The sequence below is a fragment of the Pseudomonas sp. AC070 genome (assembly GCF_979258635.1).
In genome coordinates this window covers 3,892,797-3,908,216 of record NZ_OZ409871.1, presented here as the reverse complement: position 1 = coordinate 3,908,216, position 15,420 = coordinate 3,892,797, and the positions used below count along the sequence as shown (strand labels likewise).

Sequence of the window (15,420 nt, the reverse complement as noted above, 5' to 3'; positions counted from 1 at the left end):
TTGTTCAAAGGCCCGGCGTCGGCTGACGCCAGGCCTGGGAGCGGCGCAACAGGCCACGGGAAGCACCGGCCAGCAGCAGCGATACGCCGGCCGAGGTGAGCAGAATTAGCGTGGACATGGCCGCCGCACCGCCGACGTTGCCGGCGTCGTCCATGTTCAATACGGCCACGGCGGCGAGCACGCTGTCGGGGCTGTAAAGGAAAATGGCGGCCGACACGGTGGTCATCGCTGACACGAACAGGTAGCGAATGATGTCAAGCAAGGCGGGCAAGCAGATGGGCAGCGTCACGCGGAAAAAATGACGCAGCAGGGGCACTTTCAGCGACAGCGCGGCGGCTTCGTATTCGCCGTCGAGTTGGCGCAGCGCAGCCGCAGCGGTCATCTGCGCCGTGGTGAAAAAGTGCGCAATGGTGCACAGCACCAGCAGGGTCAGGGTGCCGTACAGGCCGCTTAACGGGTTGAGCGGGTGGTTGAAGAAAAACACGTAGCCCAAGCCAAACACCAAGCCTGGCACGGCCATGGGCACAAAGCTGAGCAAACGCAGCAATTGGGTAAGCGCGGTTTGCCGGGTTTTTTCAATGAGGTACGCGCCGGTGAAAATCACCAGGCTGCCAAACAGCGCGCTGCACACCGCCAGCACCAGACTGTTGCGATACGCCAGCCAGCCGCCGGGCAGTTCGGAGAAGGCGTAGTGGTCCAGCGACAGCGACAGGTTGTACGGCCAAAACTTCACCAGCGAGGAATAAATGGCCATGCCGAATACACCGAGCAAGGCCAGGCAAATAAGTACCGTGACGCAGAGAAACGCCAGGTCGCGACCGCGCGATGGCCGTGGGTGATACACCTGGGCCCGGCCGCCCATGGCGTCGCGCTGACGACGGCGCAGCCACAGATCAACGGCAAAGCTCAACAGCGCCGGCAGCAGCAAGACCATGCCAATCAGCGCGCCGCGTCCAAATTGCTGCTGGCCGACGACCGCCTTGTAAGCCTCCAGCGCCAACACCTGATAGTCGCCGCCTACCACCACGGGCACGCCGAAATCGGTGATGCACAAGGTGAACACCAGGCACAGCGCGGCGAATACGCCTTGGCGGCTGCCCGACCAGGTAATGCTGCGAAACGCCCGCCACGGCGAGGCGCCCATGCTTGAGGCCGCGTCGAACAGGCGAGCGTCGGCCAGCGCCAAGGCCGATAGCAACACCATCAGCGCGTGGGGAAAGGTGTAAATGGCCTGGCCAATGACGATGCCCCAGAAGCCATAAATGTTGTCGCTCAACAGCCCACGCAACACGCCTTGGTTGCCGAACAAGTAGATCAGCGCAATGCCGGGCAGCATCGATGGCGCCAGCAAAGGCAGCAGCGAAACACCGCGCCACACCGGCTTGGCGCGAATGCAGGTGCGCTGCAAGGCGTAGGCGAACGCGTACGCCAGCGGCACCACGATGAGCGCCACGGTGAGCGAGACTTTCAAGCTGTTGCCCAGCAACCAACGGAAGTTGGTGCTGCTCAATAACGCCATGGCCGCCGGCATGCCACCGCCCTGGCTGGCATCACCGGCAATGCCACGCCACAGCATGGCGGCCAGTGGAAACACCACGGTGAGCAGCAACAGCGCCAACAGCAACCATTGACCACCTTTGATAAACAGGCGGTCAGCCATAAAACCATTGCTGCCTAGCACGCCCCGCAGGAGCGGCTTTAGCCGCGATTGACCATGAGCCGAAACGGGTGTGCCGGCCTCCATCACACAAACACCTGCAAGCTGCGCGGCGGGAGCGCTACCCACATGTCTGCGCCAGTGAGGCGGGGCATGGCGTCGGGCTCCACTTCGGCCAGCAACGAGTGGCCGGGCAGGGCATCGAGCTCAAAACGCAGGCGACAACGATTGCCCAGAAAGGTCAGCTCGTGCAGGTGCGCGCTGAACAGGTTGTCTTCGTGCACCGGCGGGTTGACGACCACCGACTCGGGCCGGCAGAACAACCGACCGCGAGAATCACCGGGCAAGCGAACGGGCAGGCGCAGGTGAAGGCCGCCGACCTGGGCATGGCCGTCCAGACTGCGCTCGAAGGGCAGCCAGTTGCCCTGGCCAACAAACTCGGCCACGAACGGCGTGGCGGGGTTGCGATAAATGTCTTGGGCGCTTGCGTACTGCTCGACGCGACCGTGGTTGATCACCGCGATACGGTCGGCCATGAGCATGGCTTCGTCCTGATTGTGGGTGACCATCAGCGTGGTGATGCCGAGGCGTTTTTGCAGCTCGCGCAACTCGCCGCAGAGGTGTTCACGCACTCGCGCGTCCAATGCCGACATGGGCTCATCGAGCAGCAACAACGAAGGCGCCGGTGCCAAGGCGCGTGCCAGGGCAACGCGTTGCTGCTGGCCGCCGGAGAGCTGGCCGGGGTACTTCTTTTCACTGCCGGTAAGACCGACCAGTTCCAACATTTCCGTAACCCGCGCCTTGATGGTGGCGCGGCTGTTGCCGTTCAGGCCGTAGCCGATGTTTTGTTCGACGGTGAGGTTGGGAAATAGCGCGTAGGACTGAAACAGAATGCCGTAGTCGCGGGCTTGTGGCGGCAGGTCAGAGACATCACGCGAGCCGATCACAATGGTGCCGCTGTCCTGCTTCTCAAGGCCGGCAATGCAGCGCAGCAACGTGGTTTTGCCACAACCGGACGGGCCGAGCAGACACACCAGTTCGCCAGCGGCGATATCCAGGGAAATGCCATCCAGCGCTTTGAATGCGCCGAAGCCTTTATGGATGGTGCGTATTTTCATGCTCACGGCGTGGGGCATGGACATTGGAAACCTCGAAGCATTGGGCTAGACCAGGCTCATGCTAGAGAGGGCATGCGAAGGCTTTATGGCAGGGAGGCAAAAGTTACCGATAGAGGTATCGGTATTCTTGTGTAGGACGGCTTACGCCTCGGTGCTGCTGCGCGCCGTTTTGAGAAACGCAGCCGGCAACCGGGCGTGACGGCGTTCCTTCAAGCAGTACAGGTACTCGGCCATCAGGGGCGCGTTTTCCAGCTCAACGATTTTCAGCTGCGGGTTATCTGGCACTTCATGGCGGGCAATGAGGCTGATGCCGATATTGCGCAACACGGCTTCGCGAATGGATTCACGGCTGCCGATTTCCAGCAGCGGTCCCAGCGCCACGCCAGCCTCGCTCAACAGCTTTTCACTCAGCTGCCGCGTAGTGGAACCGACCTCGCGCATGAGCAGGCAATGGCCGGCCAATGCGCTCAAGGGCACGCAGTTGTGAATCGCCAGGGGATGACTGCGATGAACCGCCAGCACCAAGGGATCGTGGCCCAGGAGCAAGCGCGTCAACCGTGCGTCTTCGACTAACTGCGACGAGGCGGCGAGGTCGACGCGATAGTCTTCCAGCGCCTCCAGCACTTCCTGGGAATTACCGATGGTGAGGGTGACTTCGCACTGGGCGAATTGCTGGCGAAAGCTGTGGACTAGGTCCAAGACGTAATAAGGCGCGGTGGCGCCGATGCGTAACGCGCCTTGCACCTGCCCACTGTTGCGCAGGAAAAACTCGATATCGGCTTCCTGTTGCAACAGCGTTTGCACCATGGGTAACAGCCGGGCGCCTTCATCGCTCAAGACCAGGCGACGGCCGCCGCGATAAAACAATTCCACGCCGTACTGGCCTTCCAATTGGCGTATTTGCGTGGTCACCGTGGGCTGGCTCAAGCCCAGCTTTTTCGCCGCCTGGGTGATGCTGCCGAGGCGGGCCACCATGTGGAAAGACTTCAGTTCGCTACAAAGCATGGGCAGACCGTTGACGTGGAGAGCGCATCACAAGACGGCAACGGTATGAAAAAAATGTGACGGTTAGATGACCGGCGCGGCGCCAGTGGCTCGTGCGTCGTTCACCACGCCGAACCGAGAGAAATACGCTCTCGCAGTGGCTCTTGCGGACCTTCGCTGAACCCGCACATTTCTGTATGCACTTCGCAATGCACCAAGTGAAACGGCACGGTAATCGGCAAGCCCTGCAGCAACTCGCGCGCATGGGTCACCGAGCGTAAACGCAGCATCGCACCGTCGGGCATTTTGACGGAATGCACACGCCCTTCGACATGGGCTTGCAGCAGGTAAATTCCACCTTCGATAGAGATCAGTTCGAGCGCTTGCAAATCGCCGGAGGCGGCATTTTCGTAGACGTCATTGACGTTCATATTCGCTTCCCTTCGTTTGAACCGAGTGGTGCTGAGTTCTGCCTGGTTGCGGCGAACTCGACAGGGCCAACCGCGAACCCGAAAAGCGGGTACGGGGAAATCCGGGATGGCTGGGTTAACCCTAAGCCAGATTCGCCATTTGTATAGGACACAGCTCGCACATTTCGCCCGCAAAAGCCCGTTCTAGGGCGGTTGAGGCGAAAAATGTGATGGGATTGGCGTCAAAAGCGGCGGCGTGTGCGCCAACGCGATTATTCGGAGCGAATGAGGTGGCGCTTGGCCTGCGTTTCATAAATGAAACTGGCCGGCTGGCCGGGTACATCGTCGAGCAGGCCGATGCGCTGCATGCCGATCTTCTCAAGTACTCGAATCGAGGCCGTGTGCGCCGGCCGCACGATGGCGAACACGCGGGGTTGTTGCAGGTCTTCAAAGGCATAGCGAAGCGCCTCAACGGCCAGTTCGGTGGCGTACCCGTTGCCCCACGCCGACGCTGCAAAGCGGTATCCCAAATTGAGGCGCTCCACCTCACCGTAAAGGCGTTGGGCGATACCGCCGAAACCGATAATTTCCTCCGGTTCAGTGCGGCTGGCGACGGCCCACTGGCCGTAGCCATGCAGTTGCCAATGGGCGAGCCAGGCGTTGAACACCGCCTCGGCTTCGCCGCGATCGGCTAGCGGGCCCGCCGGGTTGAACTGGTTGGTCGCGGGGTCAGAGTGAATGGCAAAGAAGCGTGGGAAGTCTGCCAACACCGGAGGGCGTAGCAGCAGGCGAGCGGTGGTGATCGACATTAAGCGCTGCTCCTGGCGATCCGGGTCGAGCATCAAGGCAATGCCGCGAAACGCTCGATGGCAGGCTGGGGTCGATTTCGCGCTTGCCACAAGTCGTAATCGATCTGCACGCTCATCCACGTTTGCGCCGTGCCGATACCGGCAGCCTCCAGACGCACCGCCAGGTCCGGGCTGATGGGCGCATGGCCATGCAGGATGCGCGACAGGGTTTCGCGAGCAAAGCCCAAACGGCGCGCCAGTTCCGCGACGCTGATGTTCAGTTCGGGCAGCACGTCTTCTCGCAGTGTTTCGCCAGGGTGTGGCGGATTGAAAATGCCCATGGTGCGGTTTTCCTTTTCAGTCGTAATCCACGTAGTTGACCAGTTCGATATCGGAATCGACGAAGCGAAAAACCATTCGCCAATTAGCGTTCACCGTGAGCGACCAGTATTGATCAAGCTCGCCCTTGAGCGGGTGCAGCCGCCAGCCAGGGATGTTGAGGTCGGCCGGTGCGACAGCGTGGTCCATAAACTGCAGCTGTCGCGCGAGGCGTTTGGCATGATCGGCTTGGATGCCCCGGGTACAGCCGTTTTCATGAAACTGGCGTAAACCCTTGTGCTGGAAACTGCGGATCATGGGAAAGAAGTGTGATGCATCGCATCACGGTTTGCAAGTGATAAAAGCCCAGCGCGTGTACTCATTTGGAAATCCCTCTCCGTTAGTGCCGCCACGGCCGCTGCCATGACTGCAACGACACTAGGCCGCCGCGCCAGTTGCGTCTGGAGGAAGTAACGCACAGCCGCGTGGGAGAAAGCAGGGCGCGCGCGGCGCGATTGCCGCGTTCAGCGGCTCAGTCGTCCAAACGCCACAGCGGGTCGTCAGCCATGATCGCCGCAGCCCACGTGGTAAAGGCGCGAACCCTTGCCGAAAGGCGCCTGGCATAGGGATACACCACGCTGATAGGCATGCTCGGTAGGCTCCAGTCCGGCAGCAGTTGCACCAGCTCGCCGCTGTCTAGCAGCGGTTGCGCTTCGCACAGCGGCACCGACACAAATCCCAACCCTGCCTGCGCTGCCGCGATGTACGCACCGCCTGTGTTAAAGCGCATGGCTGGTGTTTGCTCAATCACCACGCTGTGTTCATCACGGCTCAGCCGAACCGGGTTTTGTCGCCCGGTGACGGGAAACACAAATGCCAAAAAGCGGTGCTGCGGTAGATCGGCGGGCGTGCAGATTGTCGGTTTGCCGTGCAAGTAGCCGGGCGCCGCGCACAGGACGAAGCGCATTTGGCCAATGGCCCGGCACACCAAATCCGCGTCGGTGACGGTGCCGCCGCGAATGGCGCAGTCCACGCCTTCTTGCACCAGGTCGACCACGCGTTCGCTACAGCCGACGTCGAGTTGGATGTCCGGGTACTGAGCGACGAAATCCGGCAGGGCGGGAATCAGCAGAAAACGCCCGACTGGTGAAGGCATTTCCACCCGCACCTTGCCCCGCGCAACGGTGCGGGTTTGCGAGACGCTGGCTTCCAGTTCGTCGATATCTTCGAGCACGGTTCTGGCCCGTTCGTAGTAAGCCGCGCCGTCTGTGGTGGCCGTCACCCGGCGTGTGGTGCGGTGCAGCAATTTCACCCCGAGTTGGGTTTCGAGCGCCTGAATCTGCCCCGACAGCGTGGTTTTCGCCACGCCCATGGCGTCGGCGGCGCGAGTGAAACTGCCTAGCTCCACGATGCGGCAGAAGGCGCGCATTGCATCGATTCGATCAAACGCCATGATTGTCCGAGAGTCCGTCTAATGTTTCCGGTTTCAGTGTATTTATCCGCGCAGAGCGGAGCAATAGAGTGGTTTCACCCCGGCAAGCCGCCGGCCACCACTGAGGACACGGACATGAACAATTCGCGCGTTAACTACGCTCAGGTCGCTCCCCACGCTTTCAAGGCTTTGCTGGGGCTGGAAAAAGCGATGGGCGAATCGTCGTTGGAAAAATCGCTGCACGAGCTGGTGAAAATTCGCGCCTCACAGCTGAACGGCTGCGCGTACTGCATCGATATGCACACGGCCGACGCCATCAAATTAGGCGAAACCCCGCGGCGTATTTTTGCCCTGTCGGCCTGGCACGAAACGCCGTTTTTCAGCGATCGCGAACGCGCCGCTCTGCTCTGGACCGAAACCCTGACCTTGCTGGCAGAGCGCGGCGCGCCGGACGCCGTTTACAGCGAAGTGGCGAAGCAATTCAACGAACGCGAACTCGCCGACCTGACCTTCGCCATTGCCACCATCAACGCCTGGAACCGTTTCGGTGTGGGCTTCGCCATGCAGCCGGGGGTGTGACCATGGGCACGCTCTTGCGCACCTCGGCATTGCTGCTAACGCTGTTCACTTCCCTGGCACATGCCCACGGCGGCGGCGCTGGCGACGAAACGGTAGCGCCCGTCGCCCATGCCAATTTGCCTGCTGTTGCCAGCTCTGATGCCACCGCATTGCGTGTGGAATTCGCCCCGGGCGCCACGTCCAAGCCGCACCGGCACCCCGGGCCGGTGTTTGTGGTGGTGGTCAGCGGTGCGGTTGAATCGTCGTTGGACGACGGCCCGCTGCACACCTACAAAGCCGGCGATGCGTGGTACGAGGCGCCAGGGCAGGAGCATCGCGTTACACGCAACGCCAGCCAGAGCGAGCCGGCTGTGCTGGTGGCATGGTTGCTGTCCGACGGCAAGACGCCGTTGGTTAAACCGCTGGGCGGCGCCGAGTAATCAGCGCGTAGCTGCTTTGGGCTCAAAGCGCCAGGCCACGAAAAACACCATCAGACCGGCAAGCGCCGTGGCCGCGCCGATGTAGCCGGTGGATGTCCAGCCGAAGCCGGCGCTGATGGCCATGCCACCGAGCCACGGCCCGAGCGCGTTGGCCACGTTGAAGGCGGCGTGGTTGGAGGCGGCGGCGAGGGTTTGTGCGTCTTGGGCCACGTCCATCAAATGCGTTTGTAACGGCGCGCCGAGCGACACCATGGAGCCGACGGCGAACACCGCTGGCAACACGCTCCAAGGCGAGAGCGCTGCCAACGGGAATATCGCCAGTACCAGCGCACTCCACACCAACAGCCACGCCACGGCCTTGAATTGCAGTTTGTCGAACAGCCAGCCGCCGACCATATTGCCGACGATGCTGCCCAGCCCGAATGCGGCGAGGGCGAAGGGAATCCAGGCTGCTGACAGGTGGGTCACCTGCAATAACGTGGGCGCCATGTAGCTGAACACGCAGAACATCCCAGCAAAACCGACCGAGCTGATGGCCAGCGCCAGCCACACTTGCGCACGGTTAAACGCGCGCAGCTCACGCATCGGGTAGCTGCGTGGCTCGTTTTTATCCAGCGGCAAAAACCAGGCAACCATGGCCACCGTGCTGAGGGCGATAACGCCGACCAGGGCAAAGGCATAACGCCAACTGGCCAGCTGCCCCAGCCAGGTGGCCAGCGGGTTGCCCACCAGAATCGCCACCGTAAGGCCCAGCATTACCCGGCTCACGGCTTTGGCCCGTTTGTGCGGCGGCGCCATGGAGGCGGCGACCAGCATGGCCACGCCAAAGTAGGCGCCATGGGGCAGGCCGGCGAAGAAGCGGAACAGCATCATCGAGTGGTAGTCGGGCGCCAGTGCGGTGGCGAAGTTGCCGACCGCAAAAATCGCCATCAGCAGCAGGAGCAAATTACGGCGCGGCAGACGCGAACCCAATATCGCCAACAGCGGCGCGCCGACCACAACGCCTAGCGCGTAGGTGCTGATCACATGGCCCACCTGCGGCTCGGTAATGCCCAAGTCCGCAGCCACGTCGGGCATCAACCCCATGATCGAAAACTCACCGGTACCAATGGCGAAACCGCCGAGCGACAGCGCCAGTTCAATCAACAAAATGGCGCGGGCCGACAACTGCTTGGCAATCGGTGCAGTGGGCGCCGCAGCGGGCAATACATCAGACATGGATACAGCCTCGAATCAGGTCGCTTGAACGGGTGAACGGATTCACCGGTGGGGCAGGTGAGAACAAATTCTTGCGGGAAGGTTTAGCGGTAACTGGCCAGTATCTTTTCGAATTCGCCGTCGTTGCTCATTTGCACCAGCGCGCGCAGCAACGCCATGGTGGGCACGTCCGGTTCGTCGCGAACAATGCATGAGGCCAGGTCTGACGACAGTTCCTGCAAGGCCTGCAACTTATGCTGGGGCTTCTGAGTACGGTTGAACCAGTTCAGGGTCAGCTCGCTGCTCACCGCATAATCGTTACGGCCGGCGTCGAGCTTGAGCAGGGCCAGTTGCTGGGTGCGGGCGTCGTCGCGCTGCAAGTCGCGGCTGTCGAATTTGCCTTGTAGCTGCGGGTAGACGTAGCCCAGCACGGTGCCGACCGTTTGGCCGTGCAACTGTTCGAGCGTCATGTCTTGCGTGTTGCGGGCCACCAGCATGTCGCGCTGTTTCATAAACGGCACGCTCCAAATGTACTGATGGTGGGACTCGGTCATCCAGGTCGGGTTCACATAGCAGCGCACATCAATTTCGCCGCGAACCAGCATGGCCTGCACGCGCTTGCGTGGCAGCACGAGCATTTCAGCGCGCCGGCCGACCTTTTCGGCCAGGCGCGTCTGCAAGTCATAAATGATGCCGCCGGTGGCTTCGCCGTTTTCCACGTTGATCAGCGGCATGGCCCAGCTTTCGATCACCGAAAAACGCAGCGGGCGCTCTTCTGCTGCGCTGCAGGCGCAAAGCAACAGAAGGGCAAAAGGCAGAAAACGCATGGCTATACCGGGTTGGGTCATTCACCCGGACGCTGGCTACAAGCGAGCCGCGAGCGGGCGAGGGCGGTCAAATCTAACCACAAAGCCCGTGTCGCCGCGATCAGGGCAGCAAAATGAATTTGTCGCCGCTGCCGCCATTCACCGCGTGATAACTCGCCACGCCCTCGCTCAACGGCACTTCGCGCAATTGATCGGGCAGTGGCAACAGGCCCTGATCGAACAAACTGCCAAAGCCGTCGAGCATCGCTGCGCATTCTTGCGGGCTGTACAGCAATGAGTTCACGCCCACCAGCACGCCGCCGCGCCGATACAGCGCCAGCGCCGGAAACTGCACGTTGCCGTCTACTGGCGCGGCGATAATGGCGATGCGGCCAAACGTGGCCAATGCTGGCACGGCGGCGGGAAGCCAGAAGCCGGTGGTATCGAAGATCACCTCGGCACCGCCAGGGAAGTGCGCCTCAACCTGAGCCGCCAGGGCCGACGGATCGCCCAACAGCAAGGCAGTAATGCCGCGTTGATTGAGGTTTTCCACCACCTCCGGACGGCGCACCGCCGCGAGCACTTGAGCGCCTCTGGCCTTGGCCAGGTTCACCGCCGCATCGCCTACGGCACCGTTGGCGCCGATCACCAACAACGTGGCGCCGGCTTTGACCCCGCTGCGTTCCAGCGCATCCCAAGCGGTCGTGAACGGCACGCCGCAACTGGCCGCCTGGGCAAAACTCAACGCCTGAGGCTTCAGCGCAACGCCAGCCGCCGGCAAGGCGATATGGCTGGCGTGGCTGCCATCACGGGTAAAACCCAGGCCCTTGCCCGTGCCCCACACTGCTTGGCCAAGTAAGTGGCTCGGCCCTTCGACGACCACGCCGGCAAAGTCACGCCCCGGAACACGCGGCACGGTGGTGTAAGGGAAACGTCCGAGCACGTTTTTAATGTCGCTGGGGTTCAAACCCGCCGCGCGAATTTCCACCAGTACCTCGCCCTCGGCGACGTTAGGCGTTGGCACTTCAACGTGCTGAAGAGAGTTCAGATCGCCCGTGAGGGTAAATTGCAACGCGTGCATATGCGCTCCTTTTGCGAGGCAGATTGAAAGGGAAATCAGGACAACCAGTGGGCAATCAATTGGCGGCCGACCGGAATCAATTGCTCACCGGCCAACATGCCGAGCAAACCGACCAGGGCGATGGCGGGCGGCGCGGGCGAGCGCACATCCAGTACGTTGTAGATGACGCCGACCAGCAGCCCGGCGGCGAGAGAAATTAGGTAGTTCATGGGAGCCTCCTTTCCCGGAAGTGAGGTGGGAATGGGCTCAGTCTACGGACGGGAAAACGGTGCTCAGGTCAAAGGCTTCTGTATATCGGCCAACCTGTGCGGTTATTGCTTTGCCACGTACTCGGAAGGCGCCATGCCGAGTTCGCGCCGGAACATGTCGCTGAAGCTGCTGGGCCGGTAGCCAAGGTCCGCTGCAATACGGCTAACCGGCGCACCTTCAATCAACGCGGCCACTGCCGTCGCCAACTGCACCTGCCGGCGCCAGTGGGCAAAGCCCATGCCCATGCTGTCTTGGAACAGTCGCGCCAGTGTGCGCACGCTGGCACCGGCGGCTGCCGCGTGCTGCTCGAACGAAAACGCCAGCGAGGGCGAGGCGATTACCGCTTGGCACAGGGTCAGCAAGCGCCGGTCACTGGCATCCGGCAGCGGTACGCGCAAATACGAATGGCGGGCGCGCTGCAACTCCAGCACGGCCAGGGCACTCAGGTGTTGGTAGTACTCGCTGTCTTCGGCGCCTTGCTGCTCCACCAAACCGAGAATCAGCTCGCGCAGCAGCGGCTTCACATCGACCACTTGCGTGGTGGTCGGCAAGGTATGCGGCTGGTCCGGGCGCAGGTAGATGTTGCGCATCTCCAGCTCCGAAACCACCCGAACCGCATGGGGCACATGAGCCGGCAACCACACCGCGCGCAACGGCGGAACCAACACCGCCTCGCCGGGCGTTTCCACCCACATGATGCCGCTCATGGCATACAGCAGCTGACCCCAATCATGGGCGTGGGGCTCGATAAACAAACCGCGTGGATAGCTGCGCGCCACCGTTCGTAAAGCGGCGCCAGGGCGATGAAGGTCGGGAGGAGCAGCGCGAGCCATGGTTTAACGCAATGTCGGCAACGCCGCCCCCATCAGGGCGAACATACCGCCGCAGGCCCGGTTGAAGCCTTTGCCCGTGCGTTCCAGCCACGGCCGAATGCGATGCGCCATGCGCGCCAGCAGAAACTCCACCACCGCTTCAAACAACACAAAGGTCAGCACCAGAATCACAAATTGAAGCCACAACGCGCGGCTTGGATCGAGAAACTGCGGCAAGAAGGCGCCAAAGAACAGAATCACCTTGGGATTGGAAACGGCCGACAACAGCCCCTGACGAAACAGGGCGTGGCCGGCTCGGTCTGGTCCGGTTTCATCCGTCAGCGTAATCGGCGGCGAGCGCCATAGTTGAAATCCAAGCCACAGCAGATATGCTCCACCCAGCCACTTCAACACCGTTAACGCATGGGCCGAGGCCTGCAACAACGCCCCAATGCCAAACATCGACAGCGCCATCAGCAGCGTGAAACCAAGCATGCCGCCTGCGATGGTGAACAGCGTTTTGCGCTGCCCATACAACGCGCCATGGCTGAGCGCCAACAACGCATTCGGTCCCGGCGTGAGCGACAGGCCGACGACGGCGAGCAAATAAACGAGCCAGGTATTCAAAGCCATGGAGGCGATCCGAAACGCGCGAGTGAGCGGCGAGAATAGCAGGGCTACCGCGTGCTTTTACATAGCGAAGCTGGGCTCGGTTTGGGGGGCAGACTTCGCATCAAGGAAGTCCACTAGCGCCACAGAAGGCGACCATCACTCAACGGAAAGTTACGATTTCTATAACGTTCCGTTGAGTGAAGGGTTGGTCTAAACGCTTTCCACCGCATCCGGTTTTACCGGTGCGACCGGTTGATGGTCCGGTTCAGGGGGCGCGGGGTCGAAGCTGTCGGCGCGGGCCATTTTCCACATGCGGTCGTAGAACTCGCCGCCCACATGGCCGCTCAGCAGCGCGCCGGGTTTGAGGAATACGTGTTCTTGAGAAAACAGTTTGATTTCCGTGTTGGAAATGCGCCGCACCAGGTGGCGTGCATCCAGTTGTGAAGGATGGCTCAGCCCCGCAGCCGCGAGCATTTCGGCCAGGGCTTTGAGGGTGTTGCGGTGGAAGCTGAACACCCGCTCGGCTTTGTCTTCTACCACCAGCGCGCGTTGGCGCAGCGGGTCTTGGGTGGCGACGCCGGTGGGGCATTTGTTGGTGTGGCAGCTCTGACTTTGAATGCAGCCGATCGCGAACATAAAGCCGCGCGCGGAGTTGGCCCAATCGGCGCCGATGGCCAGCACGCTGGCGATATCAAAGGCACTGACAATTTTGCCGCTGGCGCCCAGCTTGATGTGTTCGCGCAGGTTCAGGCCCACCAAGGTGTTGTGCACAAACAGCAGGCCGTCACGCAGCGGCACGCCAATGTGATCGGTGAACTCAACCGGCGCCGCGCCCGTGCCGCCTTCCTTGCCGTCGACGACAATAAAGTCCGGCAAAATTCCGGTTTCCAGCATGGCCTTGGCAATGCCCATGAACTCCCATGGATGGCCGAGGCAAAACTTGAACCCCACCGGCTTACCGCCCGACAGCTCCCGAAGCTGGGCAACGAATTGCATCAGTTCGGTGGGCGTGGAAAACGCGCTGTGGCGCGACGGCGACACGCAGTCTTCGCCCATCGGTACGCCCCGGGTTTCGGAGATTTCCTTGGTGACCTTGTGCTTGGGCAAAATGCCGCCGTGGCCGGGCTTGGCGCCTTGGCTGAGCTTGATTTCAATCATCCGCACCTGCGGGCTTTGCGCCTGCTTGGCAAAGCGCTCGGGGTCGAATAATCCTGTGCTGGTGCGGCAGCCGAAATAGCCGCTGCCCAGTTCCCACGTCAGGTCGCCGCCGTGCTCGCGATGGTAAGGGCTGATGCTGCCCTCGCCGGTGTCGTGAATGAAATTGCCAAGCTTGGCGCCTTTGTTCAGCGCGCGAATGGCGTTGGCGCTAAGCGAGCCAAAGCTCATGGCCGAGATGTTGAACAACGACGCCGAGTACGGCTGCTTGCAGGCTGGACCGCCGACCATGACGCGGAAACTGTCGGGGTCGGCCAGCGCCGCTGGGCGCATGGAGTGGCCGATGAATTCAAAGCCGTTCTGGTACACGTCTATCAACGTACCGAACGGTTTGTCGGCGCCTTCGTTCTTGGCCCGCGCATACACCAAGGAGCGCTGTGCGCGGGAAAACGGCAGCTTGTCGCCGTCGGCCTCAAGCAGGTATTGGCGGATCTCCGGGCGGATGCCTTCAACCAAGTAGCGGATGTTGCCCAGAATCGGGTAATTGCGCCGCACCGCATGACGCGTCTGCAGCAAATCGCCAACGCCCACCAACGTCAGCACGCCTGTTAACAGCGTGAACGGCCACAGCCATTCGTGGTGATAAAACGGCAGGCTGGCGAGGGTAAACACGAGACAGACGACAAAAAACGCGTAACGGCTGAGTAGCGACAGGCTCATGCGAAATCCCTTGGGGCGTAGGCGGCAAGGGCTGAGAGTAGACGGGCCGGGCAGGGGAGTCGAGCGTCGATTCCCGCGCAGGCAGCCCGCTTCATGGTTAGGCGCAGGCGCCTACTTTTCCTTCGCCGCGCTGACGCCTTCCAGGGTGGAGAACGAGGTGTCTTTGGCTGTCAGCAAAAAATCGCGCATAAACGGCGCATCGAGCATGTCGGTGCGAATGCCGGCGTACAACGTGGCGAACAAACCTTTATCGCCCAGGCGCTTGGCCGTCACGTAACCGCGCGAGCTGTATTCATGCAGCGCCCAGTTGGGCAGGCCGCACACGCCACGGCCGCTGGCTACCAGCTGCATCATCATCACCGTCAGTTCCGAGGTCCGCACTTGCGCCGGTTCGATGTCGGCCGGCTCCAGGAAGCGGGTGAAGATGTCCAGGCGATCGCGTTCCACCGGGTAGGTGATCAGTGTTTCCTTGGCCAGGTCGCCGGGCACGATAAAGGGCTTGTTCGCCAGGCCATGTTGGTTAGCCACGGCGAGCATCGCTTCGTAGGTGAACAGCGGCACGTAAGTGATGCCCGACAGCTCGATGGGGTCGGAAGTTACGACCAAATCCAGGTCGCCACGGGCCAGCGCCGGCAGCGGGGCGAAGGAGAAGCCGGAGGCCAGGTCCAGCTCGACCTCGGGCCAGGCGTCGCGGAATTGGTCGATGGTCGGCATCAGCCATTGGAAGCAGCTGTGGCATTCGATGGCCATGTGCAGCCGGCCCGCCGTGCCGCCGACCAAGCGCGCCATGTCGCGTTCGGCAGCGCGCAATTGCGGCAGCAGCGAATCGGCCAGTTGCAGCAGGCGCAAGCCGGCGCTGGTAAAGCGCACGGGCTTGGTTTTGCGCACGAACAGCGGCATGCCCAGGCGTTCTTCCAGTTCCTTGAACTGGTGGGACAGCGCGGACTGGGTGAGGTGCAGGCGCTCGGCGGCGTCTACCAAACTGTCGGTTTCACGCAGCGCGTGCAGGGTTTTCAGGTGGCGCAATTCCAACATGGGCGAGGCTCTCGAAGCGGCTGACGGGCTGAACTTGAGCGAAACTAA

18 protein-coding genes are annotated in these 15,420 nt (G+C 61.8%); 2 read left to right on the top strand and 16 right to left on the bottom strand.

Annotated elements, in window-relative coordinates; all coding sequences use genetic code 11:
* Window positions 1-4 precede the first annotated feature (4 nt).
* The 8 genes from ACZZ0Q_RS17540 to ACZZ0Q_RS17505 form a co-directional block, all read right to left on the bottom strand.
* Window positions 5-1,660, bottom strand: coding sequence for a putative 2-aminoethylphosphonate ABC transporter permease subunit (locus ACZZ0Q_RS17540; protein ID WP_463541402.1), 1,656 nt, complete (start codon window positions 1,658-1,660; stop codon window positions 5-7).
* A gap of 83 nt (window positions 1,661-1,743) precedes the next feature.
* Complete coding sequence (locus ACZZ0Q_RS17535) at window positions 1,744-2,799, bottom strand: putative 2-aminoethylphosphonate ABC transporter ATP-binding protein (protein WP_463541403.1); 1,056 nt, start codon at window positions 2,797-2,799, stop codon at window positions 1,744-1,746.
* A 117-nt stretch (window positions 2,800-2,916) separates the two neighbouring features.
* Complete coding sequence (locus ACZZ0Q_RS17530) at window positions 2,917-3,780, bottom strand: LysR family transcriptional regulator (protein WP_463541404.1); 864 nt, start codon at window positions 3,778-3,780, stop codon at window positions 2,917-2,919.
* A 101-nt stretch (window positions 3,781-3,881) separates the two neighbouring features.
* Window positions 3,882-4,190 carry a DUF6482 family protein gene (locus ACZZ0Q_RS17525; protein ID WP_463541405.1) on the bottom strand — a complete coding sequence of 103 codons (309 nt, stop codon included), beginning with the start codon at window positions 4,188-4,190 and terminating at the stop codon, window positions 3,882-3,884.
* Between the two features lie 251 nt (window positions 4,191-4,441).
* Window positions 4,442-4,978, bottom strand: coding sequence for a GNAT family N-acetyltransferase (locus ACZZ0Q_RS17520; protein WP_463541406.1), 537 nt, complete (start codon window positions 4,976-4,978; stop codon window positions 4,442-4,444).
* A 32-nt stretch (window positions 4,979-5,010) separates the two neighbouring features.
* Window positions 5,011-5,298: a HigA family addiction module antitoxin gene (locus tag ACZZ0Q_RS17515; protein WP_122492637.1), complete on the bottom strand. Its 288-nt coding sequence runs from the start codon at window positions 5,296-5,298 to the stop codon at window positions 5,011-5,013.
* 16 nt (window positions 5,299-5,314) lie between these two features.
* Window positions 5,315-5,593 (bottom strand): type II toxin-antitoxin system RelE/ParE family toxin, encoded by a 279-nt coding sequence (locus ACZZ0Q_RS17510; RefSeq protein ID WP_463541407.1) that lies wholly within the window; start codon window positions 5,591-5,593, stop codon window positions 5,315-5,317.
* Window positions 5,594-5,807: 214 nt separating this feature from the next.
* Window positions 5,808-6,704, bottom strand: coding sequence for a LysR family transcriptional regulator (locus tag ACZZ0Q_RS17505; protein ID WP_463560794.1), 897 nt, complete (start codon window positions 6,702-6,704; stop codon window positions 5,808-5,810).
* A 138-nt stretch (window positions 6,705-6,842) separates the two neighbouring features.
* On the opposite strand from ACZZ0Q_RS17505, the gene ACZZ0Q_RS17500 reads away from it, so the two are divergent.
* Complete coding sequence (locus ACZZ0Q_RS17500) at window positions 6,843-7,286, top strand: carboxymuconolactone decarboxylase family protein (RefSeq protein ID WP_463541409.1); 444 nt, start codon at window positions 6,843-6,845, stop codon at window positions 7,284-7,286.
* Window positions 7,287-7,288: 2 nt separating this feature from the next.
* The gene (locus ACZZ0Q_RS17495) at window positions 7,289-7,705 is read left to right on the top strand and encodes a cupin domain-containing protein (protein ID WP_463541410.1); all 417 of its coding nucleotides are present in this window, start codon (window positions 7,289-7,291) and stop codon (window positions 7,703-7,705) included.
* Here the strand turns inward: ACZZ0Q_RS17495 and ACZZ0Q_RS17490 are convergent, their stop codons facing one another.
* From ACZZ0Q_RS17490 to metR, 8 genes are all read right to left on the bottom strand, one after another.
* Window positions 7,706-8,923, bottom strand: a complete 1,218-nt coding sequence (locus tag ACZZ0Q_RS17490) for an MFS transporter (protein ID WP_463541411.1) — start codon at window positions 8,921-8,923, stop codon at window positions 7,706-7,708.
* A gap of 83 nt (window positions 8,924-9,006) precedes the next feature.
* On the bottom strand, window positions 9,007-9,729 hold the full coding sequence (locus ACZZ0Q_RS17485) for a substrate-binding periplasmic protein (RefSeq protein WP_463541412.1): 723 nt from the start codon (window positions 9,727-9,729) through the stop codon (window positions 9,007-9,009).
* A gap of 100 nt (window positions 9,730-9,829) precedes the next feature.
* Window positions 9,830-10,789, bottom strand: a complete 960-nt coding sequence (locus ACZZ0Q_RS17480; protein WP_463541413.1) for a quinone oxidoreductase family protein — start codon at window positions 10,787-10,789, stop codon at window positions 9,830-9,832.
* Window positions 10,790-10,824: 35 nt separating this feature from the next.
* Entirely contained in the window at window positions 10,825-10,998 is a 174-nt protein-coding gene (locus ACZZ0Q_RS17475; RefSeq protein WP_122451872.1) for a DUF1427 family protein, read from the bottom strand.
* 102 nt (window positions 10,999-11,100) lie between these two features.
* Complete coding sequence (locus ACZZ0Q_RS17470; protein ID WP_122492629.1) at window positions 11,101-11,871, bottom strand: AraC family transcriptional regulator; 771 nt, start codon at window positions 11,869-11,871, stop codon at window positions 11,101-11,103.
* Window positions 11,872-11,874: 3 nt separating this feature from the next.
* Window positions 11,875-12,483 (bottom strand): LysE family translocator, encoded by a 609-nt coding sequence (locus tag ACZZ0Q_RS17465; RefSeq protein ID WP_463541414.1) that lies wholly within the window; start codon window positions 12,481-12,483, stop codon window positions 11,875-11,877.
* A gap of 189 nt (window positions 12,484-12,672) precedes the next feature.
* Window positions 12,673-14,337 (bottom strand): FMN-binding glutamate synthase family protein, encoded by a 1,665-nt coding sequence (locus ACZZ0Q_RS17460; protein WP_463541415.1) that lies wholly within the window; start codon window positions 14,335-14,337, stop codon window positions 12,673-12,675.
* 111 nt (window positions 14,338-14,448) lie between these two features.
* Window positions 14,449-15,372 (bottom strand): transcriptional regulator MetR, encoded by a 924-nt coding sequence (gene metR, locus ACZZ0Q_RS17455; protein ID WP_463541416.1) that lies wholly within the window; start codon window positions 15,370-15,372, stop codon window positions 14,449-14,451.
* Window positions 15,373-15,420 lie beyond the last annotated feature (48 nt).

Coding starts and splice junctions, on each gene's coding strand:
- ACZZ0Q_RS17540 (WP_463541402.1), bottom strand. CDS start 1,660: ATGGCTGACCGCCTGTTTATCAAAGGTGGTCAATGGTTGCTGTTGGCG.
- ACZZ0Q_RS17495 (WP_463541410.1), top strand. CDS start 7,289: ATGGGCACGCTCTTGCGCACCTCGGCATTGCTGCTAACGCTGTTCACT.
- ACZZ0Q_RS17530 (WP_463541404.1), bottom strand. CDS start 3,780: ATGCTTTGTAGCGAACTGAAGTCTTTCCACATGGTGGCCCGCCTCGGC.
- ACZZ0Q_RS17475 (WP_122451872.1), bottom strand. CDS start 10,998: ATGAACTACCTAATTTCTCTCGCCGCCGGGCTGCTGGTCGGCGTCATC.
- ACZZ0Q_RS17515 (WP_122492637.1), bottom strand. CDS start 5,298: ATGGGCATTTTCAATCCGCCACACCCTGGCGAAACACTGCGAGAAGAC.
- ACZZ0Q_RS17465 (WP_463541414.1), bottom strand. CDS start 12,483: ATGGCTTTGAATACCTGGCTCGTTTATTTGCTCGCCGTCGTCGGCCTG.
- ACZZ0Q_RS17500 (WP_463541409.1), top strand. CDS start 6,843: ATGAACAATTCGCGCGTTAACTACGCTCAGGTCGCTCCCCACGCTTTC.
- ACZZ0Q_RS17470 (WP_122492629.1), bottom strand. CDS start 11,871: ATGGCTCGCGCTGCTCCTCCCGACCTTCATCGCCCTGGCGCCGCTTTA.
- ACZZ0Q_RS17505 (WP_463560794.1), bottom strand. CDS start 6,704: ATGCGCGCCTTCTGCCGCATCGTGGAGCTAGGCAGTTTCACTCGCGCC.
- ACZZ0Q_RS17535 (WP_463541403.1), bottom strand. CDS start 2,799: ATGTCCATGCCCCACGCCGTGAGCATGAAAATACGCACCATCCATAAA.
- ACZZ0Q_RS17490 (WP_463541411.1), bottom strand. CDS start 8,923: ATGTCTGATGTATTGCCCGCTGCGGCGCCCACTGCACCGATTGCCAAG.
- ACZZ0Q_RS17510 (WP_463541407.1), bottom strand. CDS start 5,593: ATGATCCGCAGTTTCCAGCACAAGGGTTTACGCCAGTTTCATGAAAAC.
- ACZZ0Q_RS17525 (WP_463541405.1), bottom strand. CDS start 4,190: ATGAACGTCAATGACGTCTACGAAAATGCCGCCTCCGGCGATTTGCAA.
- ACZZ0Q_RS17485 (WP_463541412.1), bottom strand. CDS start 9,729: ATGCGTTTTCTGCCTTTTGCCCTTCTGTTGCTTTGCGCCTGCAGCGCA.
- ACZZ0Q_RS17480 (WP_463541413.1), bottom strand. CDS start 10,789: ATGCACGCGTTGCAATTTACCCTCACGGGCGATCTGAACTCTCTTCAG.
- metR (WP_463541416.1), bottom strand. CDS start 15,372: ATGTTGGAATTGCGCCACCTGAAAACCCTGCACGCGCTGCGTGAAACC.
- ACZZ0Q_RS17520 (WP_463541406.1), bottom strand. CDS start 4,978: ATGTCGATCACCACCGCTCGCCTGCTGCTACGCCCTCCGGTGTTGGCA.
- ACZZ0Q_RS17460 (WP_463541415.1), bottom strand. CDS start 14,337: ATGAGCCTGTCGCTACTCAGCCGTTACGCGTTTTTTGTCGTCTGTCTC.